The sequence below is a fragment of the Pseudomonas sp. BN505 genome (assembly GCF_029873175.1).
Lineage (GTDB): Bacteria > Pseudomonadota > Gammaproteobacteria > Pseudomonadales > Pseudomonadaceae > Aquipseudomonas > Aquipseudomonas putida.
In genome coordinates, this window is record NZ_SSOI01000032.1 from 1 (window position 1) to 23,477 (window position 23,477).

Sequence of the window (23,477 nt, forward strand, 5' to 3'; positions counted from 1 at the left end):
ACGCTGGCGGTGATCGAGCCGGAGGCTTGCTCTTCGACGCTGTAGTTGACGTCGACCTGGTCGTCAGTGCCGGCTACCTGCGGGGTCTCGACGTTGACTTCCTTGAAGAAGCCCAGGCGCTCCAGGCGGGTCTTGGACTGGTCGATCAGGTAGGTCGAAGCCCAGCCGCCTTCCATCTGGCGCATTTCGCGACGCAGCACTTCGTCTTCGGTCTTGGTGTTGCCGCGGTAGTTGATGCGGTTGACGTAGGCACGCTTGCCCGGGTCGACCACGAACATGATGTCGACCGTGTGGTCCTGGTCGTTCGGCTGTGGCACGCCGTTGACGTTGGCGAAGGTGTAGCCTTCGTTGCCCAGACGACGGGTGATCAGCTCGGAGGTGGTGGTCATCACCTTGCGCGAGAACACCTGGCCCGGCTGCACCAGCAGCAGCGACTTGACCTGGTCTTCCGGCACTTTCAGGTCACCGGACAGCTTCACGTCGCGAACGGTGTACTTCTCGCCTTCGTTGATGTTGACGGTGATGTAGACGTGTTTCTTGTCTGGCGTGATGGACACCTGGGTGGAGGCGATGTCCATGTTGATGTAGCCGCGGTCCAGGTAGTAGGAGCGCAGGCGCTCCAGGTCACCGGACAGTTTTTCGCGGGCATACTTGTCGTCGTTCTTGAAGAACGACAGCCAGTTGGTGGTCTTCAGCTCGAACAGCTGGCCCAGGGTGTCATCATCGAACACGTTGTTGCCAACGATGTTGATGTGCTGGATGGCAGCGACGGTGCCTTCGTTGATCTTGATCTTCAGCGCCACGCGGTTGCGCGGCTGCGGCACGACTTCGGCGTCGACCTCGGCCGAATAGCGGCCCTGGGCCACGTACTGGCGCTGCAGTTCGTTACGCACACCTTCAAGGGTGGCACGCTGGAAGATCTCGCCTTCGGCCAGGCCCGATTGTTTCAGGCCCTTCATCAGGTCTTCGGTGCTGATCGCCTTGTTGCCTTCGATCTCGATGCTCGACACCGACGGGCGCTCGACCACGTTGATGATCAGCACATTGCCATCGCGGTTCAGCTGGATGTCCTGGAAGAACCCGGTCTTGAACAGGGAACGGGTCGAGTCCACCAGGCGGCGGTCATCGGCCTGATCGCCGACGTTCAGCGGCAAGGCACCGAAGACACTGCCAGCGGAAACCCGCTGCAGGCCGTTGACGCGAATATCGGAGATGGTGAAGGACTCGGCGTGAACTTCAGCGATCATCAGTGCGGACATGACCGCAGTTAGCAGCAGACGTTTCATGAAGTCCTTTTATTCCAACTGGCAATAAACAACCTGCCGCGACAACGCGGCAGGTTCGCAATTGAGCGAAGCTTTATAGTCGACCCAGATCGTTGATCAGGGCGAGCAACATCACCCCTATGACCAAACTGATACCGATCTGGACCCCCCAACCTTGCACCCGATCTGACAGCGGACGACCGCGCGCCAACTCGACCAGGTAAAACAGCAAATGCCCCCCATCCAGTACCGGGATGGGCAGCAAGTTAAGAACCCCCAGGCTTATGCTCAGGTAGGCCAGGAAATTCAGGAAATCCCCCACGCCGGACTGGGCTGAAGCGCCCGCCACTTTAGCAATGGTTATCGGTCCACTCAAGTTTTTTACCGAGAGCTCCCCGAACAGCATTTTCTTCAGCGATTCAAGGGTCAGCACGCTCATGTTCCAGGTACGGGACAAGCCCTCACCCACTGCCTCGAGCGGGCCGTAGCTGATTTCGCGGAGCATGCTGGCAGGCCATTCGCCACCTTTTACCCCGGCGCCAAGATAGCCACCGGCAGCCTTGCCCTCACCCTTGCGTGCCAGGGTCACTGGCACCTCCAGGGCAGCGCCGTCGCGCTCCACACGCACGACCACTTTGGCATCCGGGCGGGCACGCACGCTGTCGACGACCTGCTGCCATTCCGTCACCGGCACACCATCGACGCTCAGCAGCTTGTCGCCTGTCTTGAGGCCAGCAGCGGCAGCCGGCCCCTTCGGATCAATCTCGGCCAGCACCGGCACCATCGCCGGGCGCCAAGGGTGCAGCCCCAAGGACTGGATAGGGTCCGGCTCGTCAGCACCCTTGAGCCAGCTGTCCAGCTTGACCTGCAGCTGGCGCTCGGCCGTGGCGCCTTCGTCACGCACGCCAACCTGCAACGTGCCGCTTTCGCCCAGACGACGAACCAGCTGCAGGTTGACCGCCGACCAACCGTTGGTCGGCTTGCCGTCGATAGAAACGATTTCCTGACCTGCGGTCAGCCCGGCCGATGCTGCCAGGCTGCCAGCATCGACCGTACCGATCACGGGACGGACCTGCTGGGTACCCAGCATCGCCAGCACCCAGAAGAACAGGATGGCCAGCAGGAAGTTGGCAATCGGGCCCGCTGCGACAATCGCGATACGCTGGCCCACGGACTTGCGGTTGAACGACTGATCAGCCAGCGCGGGCGGTACATCGCCCTCGCGCTCGTCGAGCATCTTCACGTAGCCGCCCAGCGGAATTGCTGCGACTACAAATTCGGTGCCATGGCGGTCATGCCAGCGCAGCAGCGGCGTGCCGAAGCCCACCGAGAAGCGCAGCACCTTGACGCCGCAGCGGCGTGCCACCCAGAAGTGGCCGAATTCATGGAAAGTGACCAGCACACCCAAAGCCACGAGGGTGCCGATAATCATGTAGAGCGCTGTCATGTCCATCTCCGAATGATGTTCAGCGGGCCGGCATCATGCCAACCCCCTCACGAACCTGGGCGGGCTTGCATCAGCGACCGTGACGCCTCAGCCACTCACGGGAAAGCTCCCGGGCACGCTGGTCGGCGGCGAACACCGCGTCCAGCGACGGCAGCGGCACAACGGGCTCCTGATCGAGCACCTGTTCGATCATACCCGCGATCTCCGGGAAGCGGATACGCCGCTCAAGAAATGCCTCGACCGCCACTTCGTTGGCCGCATTGAGTACGGCGGGTGCGCTGTTGCCGGCCTCGGCAGCCTGCCGCGCCAGGCGCAGGCAAGGGAAGCGCTGTTCGTCGGGCGCCTGGAAATCCAGACGGGCGATGGCAAACAGGTCCAGCGGAGCCACCCCGGAATCGATGCGCTCAGGCCAGGCCAGGGCATTGGCGATGGGCGTGCGCATGTCCGGGTTACCCAGCTGCGCCAATACCGAGCCGTCCACGTAATCGACCAGGGAGTGGATGACACTCTGTGGGTGTACCACCACCTCGACCTTGGCCGGCGCGGCATCGAACAACCAGCAAGCCTCGATCAGTTCGAGCCCCTTGTTCATCATGCTGGCCGAATCCACGGAAATCTTGCGCCCCATCGACCAGTTGGGGTGCGCACAGGCTTGCTCCGGCGTCACATCGAGCAACGCCTCGACCGGTGTCTCGCGGAACGGGCCACCGGAAGCCGTCAACAGAATCCGACGCACGCCAACCGCGCTCAGGCCGCGAGCGTAGTCGCCGGGCATGCACTGGAAGATCGCATTGTGCTCGCTATCGATCGGCAACAATACGGCGCCGCTGCGCCGCACTGCCTCGATGAACAGCGCACCGGACATCACCAGGGCTTCCTTGTTGGCCAGCAACACCTTTTTGCCCGCCTCCACGGCAGCCAAGGTCGGGCGCAGGCCGGCGGCACCGACAATCGCGGCCATCACTGCATCCACTTCCGCTGCCGCAGCCACCTGGCAAAGCCCGGCCTCGCCTTCCAGCACCTCGGTGGCGCAGCCGGCCGCTGCCAGGGTTTCGCGCAGCCGTACGGCCGCCTCGGCGCTCGGCACTACAGCGAACGCAGGGCGATGGCGTACACACAGGGCCAGCAACTCGTCGATCCGCGAATACCCGCTGAGGGCGAACACCTGATAGCGATCAGGGTGGCGCGCAATCACATCCAGCGTGCTCAGGCCGATGGAGCCGGTGGCCCCGAGTACGGTAATACGTTGCGGGCGGCTCACATCACACCCCATTCGGCAGCCCACAACAGGACGGCGAAAATCGGGATCGCCGCAGTAAGGCTGTCAATGCGATCGAGCACGCCGCCATGGCCAGGCAGCAGATTGCTGCTGTCCTTGATGCCGGAACGGCGCTTGAACATGCTCTCTGTCAGGTCACCGACCACCGAGGACATGACCAGCAGGGCAGCACCCAGCAGGCCCAGCAGGATCTGGCCGAAACCCCAGTCGCGGCTGATGCCGACCGCCAAGGTAATTGCCAGGCTGACCGCCAGGCCGCCATACACGCCTTCCCAGCTCTTGCCCGGGCTGACCTGCGGGGCCAGCTTGCGCTTGCCGAAAGCCCTGCCAGAGAAGTAGGCGCCAATATCGGCAGCCCACACCAGCACCATGACCGACAGGATCAGCCAGTTGCCCAGCGGCCAGTGCTTGAGCAGCACCAGCCCCTGCCAGGCCGGCAGCAATACCAGCAGGCCGATCAGCAACCGGCAGGCCGCGCTGGCCCACAGCTCGCTGCTGCGCGGGTAGGTAAGCACCAGCCAGGTGGCCAGCCCCCACCAGATCACCGCGGCACCCAGCACCCAGGGCGCCAGCTCCGGAAGGATGTACAGCAACATCAGCGCTCCGGCGACCACCGCGGCATAGGCGATGCGCAGCGGCTGGGTCATCAACCCGGCCAGGCGCGCCCACTCCCAGGCGCCAAGGGTCACCACGAAGCCGATGAACAGGGCGAAATCCCCGCCGTTGAGCAGGAAGAAGCCACCCAGCGCAATCGGCAGCAGGATCAGCGCGGTAATGATGCGTTGTTTAAGCATTAAGCACGAGCTCCAGCCTCGACCTGCTCGCTGGTCTTACCAAAGCGGCGCTGGCGCGAAGCGAAATCGGCCAGGGCATTGCGCATGGCCTCGTGTTTGAAGTCCGGCCAGTACAGGTCGGAGAAGTACAACTCGGCGTAGGCCAGCTGCCACAACAGGAAATTGCTGATGCGGTGCTCGCCACCGGTACGAATACACAGGTCCGGCAGCGGTAACTCGCCGGTTGCCAGGCAGGTCTGCAGCAGGCCCGGGGTGATGTCTTCCGGACGCAGGTGCCCGGCTTGCACTTCCCGCGCCAGCCGCTGCGCGGCCTGGGCGATGTCCCACTGGCCGCCGTAGTTGGCCGCGATCTGCAGGATGAAGCGGTTGTTGCCGGCGGTCAGCGCCTCGGCTTCGCGCATGGCAGCCTGCAACTCGGGATGGAAGCGCGACCGGTCACCGATGATGCGCAAGCTGATGTTGTTCTCGTTGAGGCGCTTGGCTTCACGGCGCAGGGCCGAGAAGAACAGCTCCATCAGCGCACCGACCTCTTCGGCGGGGCGCTGCCAGTTTTCGCTGGAGAAAGCGAACAGGGTCAATACCTCGACCCCGGACTTGGCACACACCTCGATGACCGCGCGAACGGCGTCGACACCCGCCTTGTGCCCGGCAACGCCGGGCAGCAGGCGTTTTTTCGCCCAGCGGTTGTTGCCATCCATGATGATCGCGACATGACGCGGCACCGAGGACGGCGCCACTGGCTTGGTCTTTTCCATTAAGAAACCCCGGCCTTAGACGGCCATCAGGTCCTTTTCCTTGGCCTTGAAGGCGGCATCGACTTCGGCAACGAACTTGTCGGTAAGCTTCTGGATCTCGTCAGCGGCGCGACGTTCTTCGTCCTCGCTGATTTCCTTGTCCTTGGTCAGCTTCTTCAGGTCGGCCAGGGCGTCGCGGCGCACGTTGCGCACAGCTACCTTGGCATCCTCGCACACGCCGCTGGCCTGCTTGGTGTAGCCCTTGCGGGTTTCCTCGGTCAGGGCTGGCATCGGCACACGAATGGTGGTGCCGGCGCTGGACGGGTTCAGGCCCAGGTCGGAGGTGAGAATGGCCTTCTCAATGGCAGCGCTGAGGTTCTTGTCGTGAGCGACAATCTTCAGGGTGCGGGCATCCTCGACGCTGATCGCAGCGACCTGGTTCAGCGGCATTTCGCTACCCCAGGCAGTGACTTTGACGCTGTCCAGGATGCTTGGGTGGGCACGACCGGTACGGATCGCCGCCAGGTGACGACCCAGCGCCTCGATGGACTTGCCCATGCGGTCCTGGGCGTCTTTCTTGATGTCGTTGATCATTTTTGAACTTCCTCGATCAGGGTTCCTTCCGCGCCGCCGTGCACGATGTTCAGCAAGGCGCCGGGCTTGTTCATATTGAAGACGCGCAACGGCATCTTGTGGTCGCGGCAAAGACAGATTGCCGTCAGATCCATCACACCCAGCTTGCGATCCAGCACTTCATCGTAGGTCAGATGATCGAACTTCTCGGCATGCGGGTCCTTGAATGGATCAGCAGTGTATACACCATCGACCTTGGTTGCCTTCAATACCACGTCGGCATCGATTTCGATGGCGCGCAGGCAGGCAGCAGAGTCGGTGGTGAAGAACGGGTTGCCGGTACCGGCAGCGAAAATTACGACTTCTTTGGCGTTCAGGTGGCGCATGGCTTTGCGGCGATCATAGTGATCGGTCACGCCAACCATGGAAATAGCCGACATGACAATGGCAGTAATGTTCGCCCGCTCCAGCGCGTCGCGCATGGCCAGGGCGTTCATTACGGTCGCCAGCATGCCCATGTGGTCACCGGTGACGCGGTCCATGCCGGCTGCACTGAGCGCCGCACCACGGAACAGGTTGCCACCACCGATCACCAGACCTACCTGAACACCGATGCCGACCAGTTGGCCGACTTCCAGCGCCATGCGATCCAGGACTTTTGGGTCGATCCCGAACTCTTCCGAGCCCATCAGGGCCTCGCCGCTAAGTTTGAGTAGAATGCGTTTATAGCGAGCCTGATGACCACTGCCCTGCTGAGCCATTGCGAATCTCTCCTGCGGCGTTTGTAAAAAATTCTGGCGGGCTGCTTGAGCCTGCATGTAACTCTAACGTGACGCAGCGACTGCGTCAGCGAGCAACGGTCTCGTAAACCGCTCCCGCTTTGACAAAGAGGCTGCGCGCGTGAGCGGGCAGCCTCTTTGGGGCGACAGACGGGGCTGTCTTACTGCTTGGCAGCAGCTACCTGAGCAGCAACTTCAGCAGCGAAGTCGTCGACTGGCTTCTCGATGCCTTCACCGACTTTGAAGTAGGTGAACGAAACGATTTCAGCGCCGGCTTTCTTGGCCAGCTCGCCAACCTTGACTTCCGGGTTCATGACGAAAGCCTGCTCTTTCAGCGAAGCTTCGGCCTTGAACTTGGTGATACGGCCGTTGATCATGTTCTCAACGATGTTTTCCGGCTTGCCGGCGATCTTGTCGGCGTTCAGCTGCAGGAAGACATTCTTCTCGCGCTCGATGGCCTCGGCGGAGATTTCCGACGAATCCAGGAACTCAGGGTTCGACGCTGCAACGTGCATGGCAATGTTCTTGGCCAGCTCGACGTCACCGCCTTTCAGAACGACGGCAGCGCCGATCTTGTTGCCGTGCAGGTAGGCACCAACAACGTCACCCTCAACGCGCACCAGGCGACGAATGTTGACGTTTTCGCCACACTTGGCAACCAGGGCTTCACGAGCAGCTTCACGCGATGCGATCAGCGGAGCAGCGTCGGTCAGCTTCTGGGCGAAGGCTTCTTCAAGGCTTTCGGCAACGAAGTTCTTGAAGTCGTCTTGCAGGGCCAGGAAGTCGGTCTGCGAGTTCACTTCCAGCAGAACGGCGGATTTACCGTCGGTCTTGACCGCGATAGCGCCTTCAGCAGCGACGTTGCCAGCCTTTTTGGCGGCCTTGATGGCGCCCGAGGCACGCATGTCGTCAATGGCTTTTTCGATGTCGCCGCCAGCCTTTTCCAGGGCTTTCTTGCAATCCATCATGCCTTCGCCAGTACGCTCGCGCAGTTCTTTTACCAGCGCTGCAGTAATTGCTGCCATTTCAAAATCCTCTTGGAAAGTTTTTCAACCATTCCACCCGCTCGACACGGGCGTTAAATTCTGCGAATCCGCTGTTGTTATCTCAGCCAACCCATAATGCGGGGCCCTTGCTGACAGCAGGATTTCAAGGTGGCAAAAAGGGGGCAAAGCCCCCTTTTTGCGTGCCAAGTAGACGCTAGCGCCTATTACTCAGCAGCAGGTGCAGCCGCTTCTTCAACATAGACTTCGGTGCCGCCAGCAACGTTGTTGCGGCCGCGGATGATGGCGTCGGCCATCGAAGTCATGTACAGCTCGATGGCGCGGATGGCGTCGTCGTTGCCTGGGATGATGTAGTCAACACCTTCCGGGCTGCTGTTGGTATCGACAACGCCGATAACCGGGATGCCCAGCTTGTTAGCTTCGGTGATAGCAATGCGCTCGTGATCAACGTCGATCACGAACAGGGCATCAGGCAGACCGCCCATGTCCTTGATACCACCCAGGCTGCGGTCCAGCTTTTCCAGATCGCGCGAACGCATCAGGGCTTCTTTCTTGGTCAGCTTGGCAAAGGTGCCATCTTCGGCCTGGGTTTCCAGGTCGCGCAGACGCTTGATCGAAGCACGGATGGTTTTGTAGTTGGTCAGCATGCCGCCCAACCAGCGGTGGTCAACGTATGGCGAACCGGCACGAGCAGCTTGCTCGGCTACGATCTTGCCGGCGGAACGCTTGGTGCCGACGAACATGATCTTGTTCTTGCCCTGAGCCAGACGCTCTACGAAAGCCAGAGCTTCGTTGAACATTGGCAGGGTTTTTTCCAGGTTGATGATGTGGATCTTGTTACGCGCGCCGAAAATGTACTTGCCCATTTTCGGGTTCCAGTAACGGGTCTGGTGGCCGAAGTGCACACCGGCCTTCAGCATATCGCGCATGTTGACTTGGGACATGATAGTTCCTTGATAAGTCGGGTTGGGCCTCCACGCATCCCAATGACCAACCCGCAAATTCGAAAATCCGGGGCACCCAGGTCATCGTGTCGACACGTGTGTGGGTTTAAGCTCACGGGGTCGTCCCCGAAAGCGGCGCATGTTATACCACAGACCGCGAGCGAACGAAACCCGAATGAGGTTGCGTCTGTCAGCGGTTTTTGCAGCGCCCCGCCAAACAGGCCAGAATGCCTCCTGTAGACAGCAGCATGGCCGCCTTTATCCCGACAGAATGCCGCCCTGCTCTGCTAGAATCCGGCCTTTCCCGTTTGTTCGCGCCGCGTGCGGCGCCGTAGAGAGCCTGTAATGACCGTCAACATCAAGACCGCAGAAGACATCGAGAAGATGCGCATCGCCGGCCGCCTGGCCGCCGAGGTGCTGGAAATGATCGAGGAGCACGTCAAGCCCGGTGTTACTACCGAAGAGCTCGACCGCCTGTGCCACGACTATATCGTCAACGTCCAGCAGGCCATCCCGGCGCCCCTCAACTACAAGGGCTACCCGAAGTCGATCTGCACCTCGATCAACCATGTGGTCTGCCACGGTATCCCCAACGAAAAGCCGCTCAAGGACGGTGACACGCTGAATATCGACGTCACCGTGATCAAGGACGGCTACCACGGCGATACCAGCCGCATGTTCCACGTCGGTACCGTGCCGGTTTGGGCCGAGCGCCTGTCCAAGGTTACCCAGGAGTGCATGTACAAGGCCATCGAGCTGGTCAAGCCGGGCTGCCGCCTGGGCGATATCGGCGAAGTGATCCAGAAGCACGCTGAAAAGAACGGCTTCTCGGTGGTGCGCGAGTTCTGCGGCCACGGCATCGGCAAGGTGTTCCACGAAGAGCCGCAGATCCTGCACTACGGCCGCGCCGGCACCGGCATGGAACTGAAAGAAGGCATGACCTTCACCATCGAACCGATGATCAACCAGGGCAAGGCCGACACCAAGGTGCTGGGCGACGGCTGGACCGCCATCACCAAGGACCGCAAGCTCTCGGCTCAGTGGGAACACACCCTGGTGGTGACTGCGACCGGCTACGAGATCTTCACCCTGCGCAAGGACGACACCATCCCGCGCACCTCGGCCTGACCGCACCGAGACAGGCCACCCGACGACAGGAACGTGACGCGATGCCCCAGGTGGACCCCGAGCTGTTCGATCGCGGCCAGTTCCAGGCGGAACTGGCCCTCAAGGCGAGCCCCATCGCCGCCTTCAAGAAAGCCATCCGCCAGGCCGGCGAGGTGCTCGACAAGCGTTTCCGCAGTGGCGGCGAAATCCGCCCGCTGATCGAAGCCCGCGCCTGGCTCGTCGACAATATCCTGCAACAGGCCTGGAACCAGTTCGACTGGGGCGACCACAGCGGTATCGCCCTGGTCGCAGTGGGTGGCTACGGGCGTGGTGAGCTGCACCCGCATTCCGACATCGACCTGCTCATTTTACTGGGCGCTGCCGAGCACGAGCAGTACCGCAACGCCATTGAGCGTTTTCTCACCCTGCTGTGGGACATCGGCCTGGAAGTGGGCCAGAGCGTGCGCACCGTCGACGAGTGCGCCGAACAGGCCCGCGCCGACCTGACGGTGATTACCAACCTGATGGAAAGCCGCACCATTGCCGGGCCCGAAGCCCTGCGCCAGCGCATGCTGGAGGTGACCAGCACCGCGCACATGTGGCCGAGCAAAGACTTCTTCCTGGCCAAACGCGCCGAACTCAAGGCCCGTCACCACAAGTACAACGACACCGAGTACAACCTCGAACCCAACGTCAAGGGCTCGCCCGGTGGCCTGCGTGACATCCAGACAGTGCTGTGGGTGGCCCGCCGTCAGTACGGCACCCTGAACCTGCACGCATTGGCCGGCGAAGGTTTCTTGCTGGAAAGCGAAAACGAGCTGCTGGCTTCGTCCCAGGATTTTCTGTGGAAGGTGCGCTACGCCCTGCACATGCTGGCCGGTCGCGCCGAGGACCGCCTGCTGTTCGACCACCAGCGCAGCCTCGCCGCACTGCTGGGCTACAGCGACGAGAACCCCAAGCGGGCAATCGAGCAGTTCATGCAGCAGTACTACCGGGTGGTGATGAGCATCAGCCAGTTGTGCGACCTGATCATTCAACACTTCGAAGAGGTCATCCTCGCTGACGAAGACAGCGGCACCACCCAGCCGCTGAATGCACGCTTTCGCCTGCATGACGGCTATATCGAGGCTACCAACCCGAACGTGTTCAAGCGCACACCGTTCGCCATGCTGGAAATCTTCGTGCTGATGGCCCAGCACCCCGAAATCAAGGGCGTGCGTGCCGATACGGTGCGCCTGCTGCGTGAGCACCGCCACCTGATCGACGACACCTTCCGCACCGATATCCGCAACACCAGCCTGTTCATCGAGCTGTTCAAGTGCGAAATCGGCATCCACCGCAACCTGCGGCGGATGAACCGCTACGGCATCCTTGGCCGCTACCTGCCGGAGTTCGGCCTGATCGTCGGGCAGATGCAGCACGACCTGTTCCACATCTATACGGTCGATGCGCACACCCTCAACCTCATCAAGCACCTGCGCAAGCTGCAGTACACGCCGGTGTCCGAGAAATTCCCGCTGGCAAGCAAGCTGATGGGGCGCCTGCCCAAGCCCGAGCTGATCTACCTGGCCGGCCTCTACCACGACATCGGCAAAGGTCGCCAGGGCGACCATTCCGAACTGGGCGCGGTGGATGCGCAGAAGTTCTGCGAGCGCCACCAGTTGCCGGCCTGGGACAGCCGGCTGATCGTCTGGCTGGTGCTAAACCACCTGGTGATGTCGACCACCGCCCAGCGCAAGGACTTGTCCGACCCGCAGGTGATCAACGACTTTGCCCTGCACGTGGGCGACGAGACGCGCCTGGACTACCTGTACGTGCTGACCGTGGCCGATATCAACGCCACCAACCCCAGCCTGTGGAATTCGTGGCGGGCCAGCCTGCTGCGCCAGCTCTACAGCGAGACCAAGCGCGCCCTGCGCCGCGGCCTGGAAAACCCGCTGGACCGCGAAGAACAGATTCGCCAGACCCAGTCTGCAGCCTTGGACATCCTTGTACGCGAGGGCACCGACCCGGACGATGTCGAGCAACTGTGGTCGCAGCTGGGCGATGACTACTTTCTCAAGCACAACGCCGGCGATGTGGCCTGGCACACGGACGCGATCCTGCAGCAACCGGCCGATGGCGGGCCGCTGGTGCTGATCAAGGAAACCACCCAGCGCGAGTTCGAAGGCGGCACGCAGATCTTCATCTACGCCCCTGACCAGCACGATTTCTTCGCCGTGACGGTGGCGGCCATGTCGCAGCTGAACCTGAACATCCACGATGCACGCATCATCACGTCGAGCAGCCAGTTCACCCTCGACACCTACATCGTGCTGGACAACGACGGCGGCTCTATCGGCGACAACCCGCAGCGGGTCAAGCAGATTCGCGACGGCCTGACCGAAGCGCTGCGCAACCCCGAGGACTACCCGACCATCATCCAGCGCCGGGTACCGCGCCAGCTCAAACACTTCAACTTCCCGCCGCAGGTGACCATCCTCAACGATGCCCAGCGGCCGGTGACCATCCTCGAAATCACCGCACCAGACCGCCCAGGCCTGCTGGCCCGGCTGGGGCGGATCTTCCTGGAGTTCGACCTGTCGCTGCAGAACGCCAAGATCGCCACCCTCGGCGAACGGGTGGAAGACGTGTTCTTCATCACTGATGCCGACAACCAGCCGCTGTCCGACCCGCAGCTGTGCAGCCGCCTGCAGGAGGCCATCGTCCAGCAGTTGCAGGCCGGCCAGGCCAGCGATGCCAGCCCTACCCGCGTGACCTTTTAACGACTAGACGATTGACGAGACCTTGCGCCGATGAACCATGCCTTGACCCAGCTTCAGCCCTACCCGTTCGAGAAACTCCGTGCCCTGCTGGGCAGCGTGAAGCCTGCGGCAGACAAACGCGCCATCGCCCTGTCAATCGGTGAGCCAAAGCACGAATCTCCGGCATTCGTCGCCCAGGCCATGGCCGACAACCTCGACAAACTGGCGGTATACCCCAGCACCATCGGCCTGCCGGGCCTGCGCCAGGCGATCGGCCAGTGGTGCGAGCGTCGCTTTGGCGTGCCAGCCGGCTGGCTGGATGCCGACCGTCACATCCTGCCGGTCAATGGCACCCGTGAAGCGCTGTTCGCCTTCACCCAGGCAGTGGTCAACCGTGACGATGACGGCCTGGTGATCAGCCCGAACCCGTTCTACCAGATCTACGAAGGCGCAGCGCTGCTGGCCGGGGCTACCCCGCACTACCTGCCGTGCCTGGAAAACAACGGTTTCAACCCTGACTTCGACGCCGTACCGGCCGAGGTGTGGAAGCGCTGCCAGATCCTGTTCCTGTGCTCGCCGGGCAACCCCACCGGCGCGCTGGTGCCGATGGACACCCTGAAGAAGCTGATCGCCCTGGCCGACGAACACGACTTCGTGATCGCCGCCGACGAGTGCTACAGCGAGCTTTACTTCGATGAAGACGCGCCACCACCGGGCCTGCTGACCGCCTGCGCCGAGCTCGGCCGCAGTGATTTCAAGCGCTGCGTGGTGTTCCACAGCCTGTCCAAGCGCTCCAACCTGCCGGGCCTGCGCTCGGGCTTCGTGGCTGGCGATGCCGAAATCATCAAACCGTTCCTGCTGTACCGCACCTACCACGGCTGCGCCATGCCGGTACAAACCCAGCTGGCCAGCATCGCCGCCTGGCAGGACGAGGCGCATGTACGCGCGAACCGCGACCAGTACCGCGCCAAGTACGATGCCGTGCTGGACATCCTGCAGCCGGTGCTGGACGTGCAGCGCCCGGACGGCAGCTTCTACCTGTGGGCCAAGGTGCCGGGCTGTGATGCCGAGTTCACCCGCGACCTGTTCGAAGCCCAGCATGTGACGGTGGTACCGGGGTCGTACCTGTCGCGTGATGTGGATGGCGTGAACCCGGGCGCAGGGCGTGTGCGCATGGCGCTGGTGGCACCGCTGGCCGAATGCATCGAGGCGGCCGAGCGGATTCGCGCCTTCCTGCAGAACCGCTGATTCAGCAATGCTTTAATTCTGTGCAGAACCTGTGGGAGCGGGTTCACCCGCGAACACCGGCGCACCCGGTGCCATACACCGTGTCGCCTGATTCGCGAGTGAACTCGCTCCCACAGGGCCGCAAAGCGGCCCCCTGCGGGTCTACCTGACCTGCCCCAGGTTGGCCTCGCTCATATCCAGCTCCCCAAGCACCTGCCGCACCACCTCATCCCCCACCAGGTGCTGGCGATGCAGGTTATAAAGCTCCAGCCGCTGCGCCCTCAGTGCACGCAAACGCAAGCGCCGCTCCAGCAAGTCCATCTGGTCGGCCAGGGCCTTGGCTTCGGCACTGTCGTTGTAGCTGTTCAGCTCATCCCGGTACTCAGCCATCAAGCGCGCCTTCAGCTCGGTCGCCAAGGTTGCCTGCGCAGCATCCTGCGGGGCATTGGCGTCGATCACTTCTTCTGCCTCCAGGGCATGGATCGCCGCCTCGGCCGTGCGCCGCCAGGCTTCCTGCACTTCCTGGTGCAAGCGCTCGTCCGGGCTCTTGGTCACCCCGCGCAGCAATATCGGCAGCGCGATGCAGGCGCTGATCAACGACAGCAGGATCACCCCGGCGGCAATGAAGATCAGCAAGTCACGCTCAGGGAAGGCCTTGCCCGCGCCCATCAGCAACGGCACCGACATCACACCCGCCAGGGTCACCGCACCGCGCACACCGCCCAGGGTCAGCAGCCAGCAGGAGCGCGCCGTAGGCATCAGCACCAGCGCCGGTTTGCCGCGCCAGCGGCGCACCACGCCGATCGAGCGCCAGATGCTCTGCACCCAGATGAACCGCAGCAGGATCAGCGCAGCAAAGATCGCCACCACGTCCAGGCATCGGTAGGCCAGGGTCGGCCACACGGTGGCTTCGTGGCTGACCACCGCCTTGATGATGTCCGGCAACTGCAGGCCCAATAGCAGGAAGATGAGGCCATTGAAGGCGAACTCCAGCAGCGACCACACGCTGCGGTTGAGCAGGCGGGTGCTGGTCTGCCGTGGCAGCAAGTCAAGCCAGCTTTGCATCATGCCGGCCGCCACCGCCGACAGGATGCCCGACACGCCCAGGCGCTCTGCCAGCACGTACGCGGCGAATGGCAGCAACAACATGAACACCACGTGGGTGGCCGGGTCGTCCCAACCGCGGGCGATCATCCAGGCACGCAGGCGGCCCACCAGCCAGCTGAGGCCCACACCCACCGCGAGGCCGCCAAGCGCCACCAGGACGAAACTGAAGCTTGCATCAGTCAGCGAGAACACCCCGGTGATCGCCGCCGCCAGGGCGAACTTGAAGGTGACAAGGCCCGATGCATCGTTCATCAGGGCCTCCCCCTGCAGCATGTGCATCAGCGGGGTGGGCAGGCGGTCCTGGGCGATGGCCGAAACCGCCACGGCATCGGTCGGCGAGAGTACCGCCGCCAGGGCGAACGCTACCGGCAGGGGGATGCTCGGCAGCAGCCAGTGAATGAAGTAGCCGGCCCCGACCACGGTGAACAGCACCAGACCAACGGCCAGCGCCACCACTGGCCCGCGAATGCGCCACAACTCACGCTTGGGGATGCGCCAGCCATCGGCAAACAGCAGCGGCGGCAAGAACAGGAACAGGAACAACTCGGGGTCCAGGGCCACGTGCAGGCCCAGGGTCGGCAGGGCCAGCAAGGCACCGGCAGCGATCTGTACCAGCGGCAGGGGCAGCGGAATCATGCGGCCGACCAGCTTCGACAGGCTGACCAGCGTCAGCAGGATGAGGACGGTGTAGGCGGACTGCATCCGGGAAAGCTTCCTTTGTGAACCAGAAACGATAGCAAGGCGAAACATCGCCATTGGAACAATATGTTAGCGGCGACCGACGGTTCGGGACCGCTGCACGATAGTCGCAGGTGACGGGGGAATATGTAACATGATGATACCCAGGTAATGTGACCGGGGCTTGCGAGTAGCGTGCCCCGTTAATGAAGGCTTGAACTACAGCGATCCCGTCGTATAATCGATATTAACGAATAACGTTAAGCGTTCAAGCTCATGATTCAAAGCTTTAGCTGTGCCGACACGGAAGCGCTCTTCACTACGGGAAAGACACGGCGTTGGTCAGTTATCAAGTCAGTCGCGGAGCGCAAACTGGCCATGCTCGATGCCGCAACAGAGTTGCGAGACCTTAGGTCGCCACCTGGTAATCGCCTCGAGTCACTGAGCGGCAACCGCGCCGGCCAACACAGTATCCGTGTAAATGACCAATGGCGGCTGTGCTTCACCTGGACAGAACACGGGCCAATTAACGTTGAAATTGTCGATTACCACTGAGGTGCATCATGCTCAAGAACGGTATGCGTCCAATCCATCCGGGTGAAATCCTGCGGGAGGACTTCCAGAAGGAGATGGGCTTCAGCGCCGCGGCTCTGGCCAGGGCGTTGGGTGTAGCAACGCCAACCGTCAACAACATCCTGCGCGAACGGGGCGGTGTTTCCGCCGACATGGCACTGCGTCTGTCCATCTGCCTGGACACCACCCCTGAGTTCTGGCTCAACCTGCAGACGGCCTTCGATCTGCGCACCGCCGAACAGCAACACGGCGATGAGATCATCGGATCGGTCCAGCGCCTGGTCGCTTGAACACATCCTGATCAATAAACAGGGGCGCCACGGGCGTGGCGCCGCGAGGATCGTTCCCGCATAATCCCGCGACTGACATCGAAAAACGGAGAGATTGGGGCAACTTGTAACCCCAATGTACACAATGACCTACACGCTCTACGGCATCAAAGCCTGTGACACCATGAAAAAGGCGCGTACCTGGCTCGAAGACAAAGCCATCGCCTACGAATTCCATGACTACAAAACCCAAGGCATCGACCGCGACAGCCTGAACCGCTGGTGCGACGAACACGGCTGGGAAGTCATCCTCAACCGTGCCGGCACCACCTACCGCAAGCTGGACGACGCCAGCAAGGCAGACCTCGACCAGGCCAAGGCCGTCGAGCTGATGCTGGCCCAGCCGTCGATGATCAAACGCCCGGTGCTGGACCTTGGCGCGCGCACCCTGGTCGGCTTCAAGCCGGACCTGTACGCCGCTGCCCTGGCCTGAGCCCCCACCCTATTTCGCACGAGGTAATCACATGTCCAATACCCTGTTCAGCCTGGCCTTCGGTGTCGGCTCCCAGAACCGCCAGGGCGCCTGGCTGGAAGTGTTCTACGCACAACCGCTGCTCAACCCGAGCGCCGAGCTGGTTGCCGCTGTAGGTCCTGTTCTCGGTTACGAAGGTGGCAACCAGGCCATCGCCTTCAGCAACGGCCAGGCCTTGAAACTGGCCGAAGCCCTGAAAGGCGTGGATGCTGCCCAGGCCGCCCTGCTGACCCGCCTGGCCGAAAGCCACAAGCCGCTGGTCGCCACCCTGCTGGCCGAAGACGCTGCCCTGACCTCCACCCCGGAGGCCTACCTCAAGCTGCACCTGCTGTCGCACCGCCTGGTCAAGCCACATGGCCTGAGCCTGGCTGGCATCTTCCCGCTGCTGCCGAACGTAGCCTGGACCAACCAGGGCGCGGTCGACCTGGCCGAACTGGCCGAGCTGCAACTGGAAGCGCGCCTGAAGGGCGAGCTGCTGGAAGTGTTCTCGGTGGACAAGTTCCCGAAGATGACCGACTACGTGGTCCCGGCCGGCGTGCGCATCGCCGATACCGCCCGTGTGCGCCTGGGCGCCTACATCGGCGAAGGCACCACCATCATGCACGAAGGCTTCGTCAACTTTAACGCTGGCACCGAAGGCCCGGGCATGATCGAAGGCCGCGTGTCCGCCGGCGTATTCGTTGGCAAAGGTTCCGACCTGGGCGGCGGTTGCTCGACCATGGGTACCCTGTCCGGTGGCGGCAACATCGTCATCAAGGTGGGTGAAGGGTGCCTGATCGGCGCCAACGCTGGTATCGGCATCCCGCTGGGCGACCGCAACACCGTTGAAGCCGGCCTGTACATCACCGCTGGCACCAAGGTGAACCTGCTGGACGAAAACAACGAGCTGGTCAAAGTGGTCAAGGCCCGCGACCTGGCCGGCCAGACCGACCTGCTGTTCCGCCGCAACTCGCTGAACGGCGCGGTAGAGTGCAAGACCCACAAGTCGGCCATCGAGCTGAACGAGGCCCTGCACGCGCACAACTGAGCATGCTCGGCGTTTGAAATGTTAAGATCGGGTCTGGCACCACGCCAGACCCGATTTTCATTCCAGGCCCCGTGACCATGTTCCAGCCCTCCCCCTGGCGTGCCGACTTCCCCGCCATCGCCGCCCTGCAACGGCAGCACCAGACCTATCTGGACAGCGCCGCTACCACCCAAAAGCCGCAAGCCCTGATCGATGCCTTGAGCCATTACTACGGCCACGGCGCGGCCAACGTACACCGTGCCCAGCACCTGCCCGGTGCACTGGCGACCCAGGCCTTCGAAACCAGCCGCGACAAGGTCGCCGCCTGGTTGAATGCTGCAGACCCACGGCAGATCGTGTTCACTCACGGTGCCACCTCGGCCTTGAATCTGCTGGCCTACGGCCTTGAGCACCGCTTCGAAGCCGGTGACGAAATTGCCATCAGCGCGCTGGAGCACCATGCCAACCTGCTGCCCTGGCAACAGCTGGCACGCCGGCGCAACCTGCGCCTGGTGATACTGCCGCTGGATCCCTTTGGCCGCATCGACCTGAACCAGGCACTGCAACTGATAGGCCCGCGCACCCGGGTGCTCGCCGTCAGCCAGCTGTCCAACGTACTGGGTACCTGGCAACCGCTGCCGGCCCTGCTTTCCCATGCCCGCGCACAAGGCGCGCTGACCGTGGTAGACGGTGCCCAGGGCGTGGTGCATGGCCGCCACGATGTGCAGCAACTGGGCTGCGACTTCTATGTGTTCTCCAGCCACAAGTTGTACGGCCCGGATGGGGTTGGCGTGCTGTACGGCCACACTAGGGCGCTGGAGCTGCTGCGCCATTGGCAGTTCGGTGGCGAGATGGTGCAACTGGCCGAGTACCAGAGCGCCAGCTTCCGCCCCGCACCGCTGGGGTTCGAGGCGGGTACGCCGCCAATCGCCGGGGTGATAGGCCTGGGGGCGACCCTGGATTATTTGGCCAGCCTCGACGCCCAGGCTGTCGAAGCCCACGAAACCAGCCTGCACCAGCATTTGCTGCGCGGCCTGGCTGACCGTGAGGGCGTGCGGGTATTGGGGGCACCGCAGACGGCGCTGGCCAGCTTCGTCATCGAGGGCGTGCACAACGCCGATATCGCCCACCTGCTCACCGAGCAAGGGATAGCCGTGCGTGCCGGACACCACTGCGCCATGCCGCTCTTGCAAGGGCTGGGACTGGAGGGCGCAATCCGCGTATCGCTGGGCTTGTACAACGACAGCGACGACTTGCAGCGCTTCTTCGCTGCGCTTGATCAGGGCCTGGAGTTGCTGCGATGAGCATGCCGGAACAGGCGCGCCAGGCGCTGGAAGCGTTTGAGCAAGGCAAGGGCTGGGAACAGCGCGCCCGGCTGCTGATGCAGTGGGGCGACCGCCTGGAACCACTGGCCGAGACCGACAAGACCGAAGCCAACCGGGTGCATGGCTGCGAAAGCCTGGTCTGGCTGGTGGCCGAACTCGTCGATGGGCAGTGGCGGTTCAAGGCCAGTAGCGATGCACGCTTGTTGCGCGGGCTGCTGGCGTTGTTGCTGGTGCGAGTGCAGGGTTTGACCAGTCAAGAGCTGGCCAGGCTTGATCTGCGCGAGTGGTTCACCCAACTGGGGCTAGAGCGCCAGCTCTCGCCGTCACGCAGCAATGGGCTGCATGCGGTGTTGCAGCGGATGGCAGAATTGGCGTCTACCCGCTAAATCCAGGGCATACGCTGCTCCCTGTAGGAGTGGCCTTGTGCCGCGAAAGGGCCGCCCAGCGGCCCCAGCAATCTTCGTGGAGAGGCTGAAATGGGGCCGCTACGCGCCCCTTTCGCGGCACAAGGCCGCTCCTACAAGGACCGAGTTGGCCTGTGAATGATTACTCAGGCTTGATACGTTCCGAAGGCCGCCGCGCACCTGCCACCAGCTTCTCGATCGCCTTGCTCGCCGCCACCATGCCAAAGGTCGCGGTCACCATCATCACCGCGCCAAAGCCACCCGAGCAGTCCAGCCTTACACCCTCACCCACGAAGCTCTTCTGCAGACAAACGCTGCCATCTCCCTTGGGGTAACGCAGCTGTTCGCTGGAGAACACGCACGGCACACCATAGTTGCGGCTGACATTGCGCGAGAAGTTGTAATCGCGGCGCAGGGTGGAGCGCACCCGCGAGGCCAGCGGGTCGTTGAAGGTCTTGTTCAGGTCGGCGATCTGGATCTGTGTCGGGTCGATCTGACCACCAGCGCCACCTGTGGTCACGATGGCGATCTTGCGCCGCCGGCACCAGGCAATCAACGCAGCCTTGGCCATGACGCTGTCGATGCAGTCAATTACACAGTCAAGTTGCTCGTGGATGTGCTCGGCCATGGTTTCACGGGTGACGAAGTCGGCCACCGCATGCACCGTGCATGCCGGGTTGATCGCCCGCAGGCGCTCAGCCATGACCTCCACCTTGGGCCGCCCCACCTGCCCTTCCAGGGCATGGGCCTGGCGGTTGGTGTTGCTGACGCAGACGTCGTCCAGATCAAACAGGGAAATTTCACCCACGCCGCTGCGGGCAAGCGCTTCGGCCACCCACGAGCCAACCCCGCCAATACCGACCACGCCCACATGGGCCTGGCCCAGGCGTTGCAGCCCCTGGTCGCCATACAGCCGGGCAACGCCGGCGAAGCGTGGATCTTCTGTGCTCATGTTCATACCCCAAAAAACCGGCGCGCATTATATGCCAGCGGGCCCATGGCCTGCATCGTTAGGAAAGACACTACCAACCCTGCTTTAATGTCCTATCACTTCGACACAAATGGACGACAATGTCTTCACGTAAATTCGGCCTGAACCTGGTTGTGGTGCTGGCCATCGCCGCGCTGTTCACCGGGTTCTGGGCACTGATCAACCGCCCGGTCTCCGCCCCCGCCTGGCCAGAACAGATCTCTGGCTTTTCGTATTCGCCGTTCCGCCTGGGTGAAAGCCCGCAGAAGGGCCAGTACCCCACTGACGACGAGATGCGCCAGGACCTGGAGCAGTTGAGCAAACTGACCGACAGCATCCGTATCTATACGGTGGAGGGCACCCAGGCCGACATCCCGCGTCTGGCCGAGGAATTCGGCCTGCGCGTGACCCTGGGGATATGGATCAGCCCGGACCTGGAGCGCAACGAACGCGAAATCGCCACGGCCATCCAGCTGGCCAACACCTCGCGCAGCGTGGTGCGGGTAGTGGTCGGCAACGAGGCGCTGTTCCGTGAAGAAGTCACCCCGGAAAACCTGATCAAATACCTGGACCGGGTACGCGCAGCCGTCAAGGTACCGGTGACCACCAGTGAGCAATGGCACATCTGGAAGGAAAACCCGGAGATCGCCAAGCACGTCGACCTGATTGCCGCGCACATCCTGCCCTACTGGGAATTCGTGCCGATGAAGGATTCGGTCGAGTTCGTGCTCGACCGCGCCCGTGAGCTGAAGCACCAGTTCCCGCGCAAACCGCTGCTGCTGTCGGAGGTCGGCTGGCCGAGCAACGGTCGCATGCGCGGGGGTGCCGATGCCAGCCAGGCCGACCAGGCCATCTACCTGCGCACCTTGGTCAACACCCTCAACCGCCGTGGCTACAACTACTTCGTCATCGAAGCCTATGACCAGCCGTGGAAGGCCAGCGACGAAGGCTCGGTGGGCGCCTACTGGGGCGTGTACAACGCCGAGCGCCAGCAAAAATTCAACTTCGACGGCCCCGTGGTGGCGATCCCGCAGTGGCGTGCCCTGGCGGTAGCCTCGGTGGTGCTGGCGATGATTGCGCTGATGGTGCTGTTCATCGACGGCTCGGCGCTGCGCCAGCGCGGCCGCACATTCCTCACCTTCATCACCTTCCTGTGCGGGTCGGTGCTGGTGTGGATTGCCTATGACTACAGCCAGCAATACAGCACCTGGTTCAGCCTCACCGTGGGCGTGCTGCTTGCCCTTGGCGCGCTGGGCGTGTTCATCGTGCTGCTGACCGAGGCCCATGAACTGGCCGAGGCAGTATGGATACACAAGCGCCGACGCGAGTTCCTGCCGGTGCAGGCCGACAGCGCCTACCGGCCCAAGGTGTCGGTGCATGTGCCGTGCTACAACGAGCCACCCGAGATGGTAAAGCAGACCCTCGACGCCCTGGCCGCGCTGGACTACCCCGACTACGAAGTGCTGGTGATCGACAACAACACCAAGGACCCGGCCGTATGGGAGCCGCTGAAGGCTCACTGCGAGAAGCTCGGCGAGCGCTTCAAGTTCTTCCACGTCGCGCCACTGGCCGGCTTCAAGGGCGGCGCGCTGAACTACCTGCTCCCGCATACGGCCAAGGACGCCGAAGTGATCGCAGTGATCGACTCGGACTACTGCGTCGACCGCAACTGGCTCAAGCACATGGTGCCGCATTTCGCCGACCCGAAAATTGCCGTGGTGCAGTCGCCGCAGGACTATCGCGACCAGCACGAAAGCGCCTTCAAGAAGCTGTGCTACAGCGAGTACAAGGGCTTCTTCCACATCGGCATGGTCACCCGCAACGACCGTGACGCCATCATTCAGCACGGCACCATGACCATGACCCGGCGCACGGTACTGGAAGAGCTGGGCTGGGCCGAATGGTGCATCTGCGAGGACGCCGAGCTGGGCCTGCGCGTGTTCGAGAAGGGCCTGTCGGCCGCCTACGCCCACAACAGCTACGGCAAGGGCCTGATGCCCGACACCTTCATCGACTTCAAGAAGCAGCGCTTCCGCTGGGCCTACGGCGCCATCCAGATCATCAAGCACCACGCCAGTGCCCTGCTGCGCGGCAAGGGCAGCGAGCTGACCCGTGGCCAGCGCTACCACTTCCTGGCCGGCTGGCTGCCGTGGGTCGCCGACGGCATGAACATCTTCTTCACCATAGGCGCGCTGCTGTGGTCGGCGGCGATGATCATCGTGCCGCACCGGGTCGACCCGCCGCTGATGATCTTCGCCATCCCGCCGCTGGCATTGTTCTTCTTCAAGGTCGGCAAGATCATCTTCCTTTACCGCCGCGCAGTGGGGGTCAACCTCAAGGACGCCTTTGCCGCAGCACTGGCCGGGCTGGCGCTGTCTCATACCATTGCCAAGGCGGTGCTGTACGGTTTCTTCACTAGCAGCATGCCGTTCTTCCGCACGCCAAAGAATGCCGACAGCCATGGGCTGCTGGTGGCACTTTCCGAAGCGCGGGAAGAGCTGTTCATCATGTTGCTGCTGTGGGGTGCGGCGCTGGGTATCTACCTGGTGCAGGGGCTGCCGAGTTCGGACATGCGCTTCTGGGTGGCGATGCTGCTGGTGCAGTCGTTGCCTTACGTGGCGGCGCTGGTGATGGCGTTGCTGTCTTCGCTGCCCAAGCCAGTGGAGAAGGCTGCCGAGCCGCAACAGGCTTGAGATTGCCGGGGCTGCTTTGCAGC

21 protein-coding genes are annotated in these 23,477 nt (G+C 62.6%); 10 read left to right on the plus strand and 11 right to left on the minus strand.

The genetic code is table 11. The features are described from left to right. The 9 genes from bamA to rpsB form a co-directional block, all read right to left on the minus strand. On the minus strand, positions 1 to 1,286 hold a 1,286-nt coding region (gene bamA, locus E8E78_RS09070; RefSeq protein ID WP_280312038.1), incomplete at its 3' end, for an outer membrane protein assembly factor BamA. A gap of 73 nt (positions 1,287 to 1,359) precedes the next feature. Beyond that, complete coding sequence (gene rseP / locus E8E78_RS09075; protein ID WP_016501162.1) at positions 1,360 to 2,712, minus strand: RIP metalloprotease RseP; 1,353 nt, start codon at positions 2,710 to 2,712, stop codon at positions 1,360 to 1,362. A 70-nt stretch (positions 2,713 to 2,782) separates the two neighbouring features. Then, the gene (gene ispC, locus E8E78_RS09080; RefSeq protein WP_049277837.1) at positions 2,783 to 3,973 is read right to left on the minus strand and encodes a 1-deoxy-D-xylulose-5-phosphate reductoisomerase; all 1,191 of its coding nucleotides are present in this window, start codon (positions 3,971 to 3,973) and stop codon (positions 2,783 to 2,785) included. Beyond that, complete coding sequence (locus E8E78_RS09085; RefSeq protein WP_016501164.1) at positions 3,970 to 4,785, minus strand: phosphatidate cytidylyltransferase; 816 nt, start codon at positions 4,783 to 4,785, stop codon at positions 3,970 to 3,972. The genes ispC and E8E78_RS09085 overlap by 4 nt, the downstream gene beginning before the upstream one ends. Beyond that, positions 4,785 to 5,540 carry a polyprenyl diphosphate synthase gene (uppS, locus tag E8E78_RS09090; protein WP_016485210.1) on the minus strand — a complete coding sequence of 252 codons (756 nt, stop codon included), beginning with the start codon at positions 5,538 to 5,540 and terminating at the stop codon, positions 4,785 to 4,787. Before uppS ends, E8E78_RS09085 begins: the two co-directional genes overlap by 1 nt. A gap of 15 nt (positions 5,541 to 5,555) precedes the next feature. Beyond that, complete coding sequence (frr, locus tag E8E78_RS09095; protein ID WP_016501165.1) at positions 5,556 to 6,113, minus strand: ribosome recycling factor; 558 nt, start codon at positions 6,111 to 6,113, stop codon at positions 5,556 to 5,558. Next, positions 6,110 to 6,853 (minus strand): UMP kinase, encoded by a 744-nt coding sequence (pyrH, locus tag E8E78_RS09100; RefSeq protein WP_009686950.1) that lies wholly within the window; start codon positions 6,851 to 6,853, stop codon positions 6,110 to 6,112. Before pyrH ends, frr begins: the two co-directional genes overlap by 4 nt. A 179-nt stretch (positions 6,854 to 7,032) precedes the next feature. Further along, positions 7,033 to 7,896: a translation elongation factor Ts gene (gene tsf / locus E8E78_RS09105; RefSeq protein WP_016501166.1), complete on the minus strand. Its 864-nt coding sequence runs from the start codon at positions 7,894 to 7,896 to the stop codon at positions 7,033 to 7,035. A gap of 185 nt (positions 7,897 to 8,081) precedes the next feature. Then, positions 8,082 to 8,819, minus strand: a complete 738-nt coding sequence (gene rpsB, locus E8E78_RS09110) for a 30S ribosomal protein S2 (RefSeq protein WP_016501167.1) — start codon at positions 8,817 to 8,819, stop codon at positions 8,082 to 8,084. 345 nt (positions 8,820 to 9,164) lie between these two features. Here rpsB and map point away from each other — a divergent pair, with 345 nt between their 5' ends. The 3 genes from map to dapC are packed head-to-tail and all read left to right on the plus strand — an operon-like array spanning position 9,165 to position 13,918. Next, the gene (gene map, locus E8E78_RS09115; RefSeq protein WP_063426581.1) at positions 9,165 to 9,947 is read left to right on the plus strand and encodes a type I methionyl aminopeptidase; all 783 of its coding nucleotides are present in this window, start codon (positions 9,165 to 9,167) and stop codon (positions 9,945 to 9,947) included. A gap of 41 nt (positions 9,948 to 9,988) precedes the next feature. Further along, positions 9,989 to 12,691, plus strand: coding sequence for a [protein-PII] uridylyltransferase (locus E8E78_RS09120; protein ID WP_016501169.1), 2,703 nt, complete (start codon positions 9,989 to 9,991; stop codon positions 12,689 to 12,691). 30 nt (positions 12,692 to 12,721) lie between these two features. After that, the gene (gene dapC / locus E8E78_RS09125) at positions 12,722 to 13,918 is read left to right on the plus strand and encodes a succinyldiaminopimelate transaminase (protein WP_156858946.1); all 1,197 of its coding nucleotides are present in this window, start codon (positions 12,722 to 12,724) and stop codon (positions 13,916 to 13,918) included. 141 nt (positions 13,919 to 14,059) lie between these two features. Here dapC and E8E78_RS09130 read toward each other — a convergent pair whose 3' ends face one another. After that, positions 14,060 to 15,706 (minus strand): Na+/H+ antiporter, encoded by a 1,647-nt coding sequence (locus tag E8E78_RS09130; RefSeq protein ID WP_016501171.1) that lies wholly within the window; start codon positions 15,704 to 15,706, stop codon positions 14,060 to 14,062. A gap of 252 nt (positions 15,707 to 15,958) precedes the next feature. On the opposite strand from E8E78_RS09130, the gene graT reads away from it, so the two are divergent. From graT to E8E78_RS09160, 6 genes are all read left to right on the plus strand, one after another. Beyond that, a complete protein-coding gene (gene graT / locus E8E78_RS09135; RefSeq protein WP_081238120.1) occupies positions 15,959 to 16,237 on the plus strand; it encodes a type II toxin-antitoxin system toxin GraT in 279 nt (92 codons plus the stop codon). Positions 16,238 to 16,245: 8 nt separating this feature from the next. Then, positions 16,246 to 16,545: a type II toxin-antitoxin system antitoxin GraA gene (gene graA / locus E8E78_RS09140; RefSeq protein WP_003252274.1), complete on the plus strand. Its 300-nt coding sequence runs from the start codon at positions 16,246 to 16,248 to the stop codon at positions 16,543 to 16,545. 124 nt (positions 16,546 to 16,669) lie between these two features. Continuing rightward, positions 16,670 to 17,017: an ArsC family reductase gene (locus E8E78_RS09145; RefSeq protein WP_049275148.1), complete on the plus strand. Its 348-nt coding sequence runs from the start codon at positions 16,670 to 16,672 to the stop codon at positions 17,015 to 17,017. 31 nt (positions 17,018 to 17,048) lie between these two features. Then, positions 17,049 to 18,083, plus strand: coding sequence for a 2,3,4,5-tetrahydropyridine-2,6-dicarboxylate N-succinyltransferase (dapD, locus tag E8E78_RS09150; RefSeq protein ID WP_280312050.1), 1,035 nt, complete (start codon positions 17,049 to 17,051; stop codon positions 18,081 to 18,083). 77 nt (positions 18,084 to 18,160) lie between these two features. Then, a complete protein-coding gene (locus E8E78_RS09155; protein WP_280312052.1) occupies positions 18,161 to 19,366 on the plus strand; it encodes a cysteine desulfurase in 1,206 nt (401 codons plus the stop codon). Further along, a complete protein-coding gene (locus E8E78_RS09160; RefSeq protein ID WP_059394610.1) occupies positions 19,363 to 19,773 on the plus strand; it encodes a SufE family protein in 411 nt (136 codons plus the stop codon). The genes E8E78_RS09155 and E8E78_RS09160 overlap by 4 nt, the downstream gene beginning before the upstream one ends. 160 nt (positions 19,774 to 19,933) lie before the next feature. Here the strand turns inward: E8E78_RS09160 and tcdA are convergent, their stop codons facing one another. Further along, positions 19,934 to 20,743 carry a tRNA cyclic N6-threonylcarbamoyladenosine(37) synthase TcdA gene (gene tcdA / locus E8E78_RS09165; RefSeq protein WP_162465285.1) on the minus strand — a complete coding sequence of 270 codons (810 nt, stop codon included), beginning with the start codon at positions 20,741 to 20,743 and terminating at the stop codon, positions 19,934 to 19,936. Between the two features lie 119 nt (positions 20,744 to 20,862). Between tcdA and E8E78_RS09170 the strand changes: the two genes are divergently transcribed. After that, positions 20,863 to 23,454, plus strand: a complete 2,592-nt coding sequence (locus E8E78_RS09170; protein WP_016501175.1) for a glycosyltransferase — start codon at positions 20,863 to 20,865, stop codon at positions 23,452 to 23,454. Positions 23,455 to 23,477 lie beyond the last annotated feature (23 nt).

Bases quoted from the DNA above. Each gene is read 5' to 3' on its own strand.
- rseP (WP_016501162.1), bottom strand. From the start codon at position 2,712: ATGACAGCGCTCTACATGATTATCGGCACCCTCGTGGCTTTGGGTGTG.
- E8E78_RS09085 (WP_016501164.1), bottom strand. From the start codon at position 4,785: ATGCTTAAACAACGCATCATTACCGCGCTGATCCTGCTGCCGATTGCG.
- uppS (WP_016485210.1), bottom strand. From the start codon at position 5,540: ATGGAAAAGACCAAGCCAGTGGCGCCGTCCTCGGTGCCGCGTCATGTC.
- frr (WP_016501165.1), bottom strand. From the start codon at position 6,113: ATGATCAACGACATCAAGAAAGACGCCCAGGACCGCATGGGCAAGTCC.
- pyrH (WP_009686950.1), bottom strand. From the start codon at position 6,853: ATGGCTCAGCAGGGCAGTGGTCATCAGGCTCGCTATAAACGCATTCTA.
- tsf (WP_016501166.1), bottom strand. From the start codon at position 7,896: ATGGCAGCAATTACTGCAGCGCTGGTAAAAGAACTGCGCGAGCGTACT.
- rpsB (WP_016501167.1), bottom strand. From the start codon at position 8,819: ATGTCCCAAGTCAACATGCGCGATATGCTGAAGGCCGGTGTGCACTTC.
- map (WP_063426581.1), top strand. From the start codon at position 9,165: ATGACCGTCAACATCAAGACCGCAGAAGACATCGAGAAGATGCGCATC.
- E8E78_RS09120 (WP_016501169.1), top strand. From the start codon at position 9,989: ATGCCCCAGGTGGACCCCGAGCTGTTCGATCGCGGCCAGTTCCAGGCG.
- dapC (WP_156858946.1), top strand. From the start codon at position 12,722: ATGAACCATGCCTTGACCCAGCTTCAGCCCTACCCGTTCGAGAAACTC.
- E8E78_RS09130 (WP_016501171.1), bottom strand. From the start codon at position 15,706: ATGCAGTCCGCCTACACCGTCCTCATCCTGCTGACGCTGGTCAGCCTG.
- graT (WP_081238120.1), top strand. From the start codon at position 15,959: ATGATTCAAAGCTTTAGCTGTGCCGACACGGAAGCGCTCTTCACTACG.
- graA (WP_003252274.1), top strand. From the start codon at position 16,246: ATGCTCAAGAACGGTATGCGTCCAATCCATCCGGGTGAAATCCTGCGG.
- E8E78_RS09145 (WP_049275148.1), top strand. From the start codon at position 16,670: ATGACCTACACGCTCTACGGCATCAAAGCCTGTGACACCATGAAAAAG.
- dapD (WP_280312050.1), top strand. From the start codon at position 17,049: ATGTCCAATACCCTGTTCAGCCTGGCCTTCGGTGTCGGCTCCCAGAAC.
- E8E78_RS09155 (WP_280312052.1), top strand. From the start codon at position 18,161: ATGTTCCAGCCCTCCCCCTGGCGTGCCGACTTCCCCGCCATCGCCGCC.
- E8E78_RS09160 (WP_059394610.1), top strand. From the start codon at position 19,363: ATGAGCATGCCGGAACAGGCGCGCCAGGCGCTGGAAGCGTTTGAGCAA.
- tcdA (WP_162465285.1), bottom strand. From the start codon at position 20,743: ATGAGCACAGAAGATCCACGCTTCGCCGGCGTTGCCCGGCTGTATGGC.
- E8E78_RS09170 (WP_016501175.1), top strand. From the start codon at position 20,863: ATGTCTTCACGTAAATTCGGCCTGAACCTGGTTGTGGTGCTGGCCATC.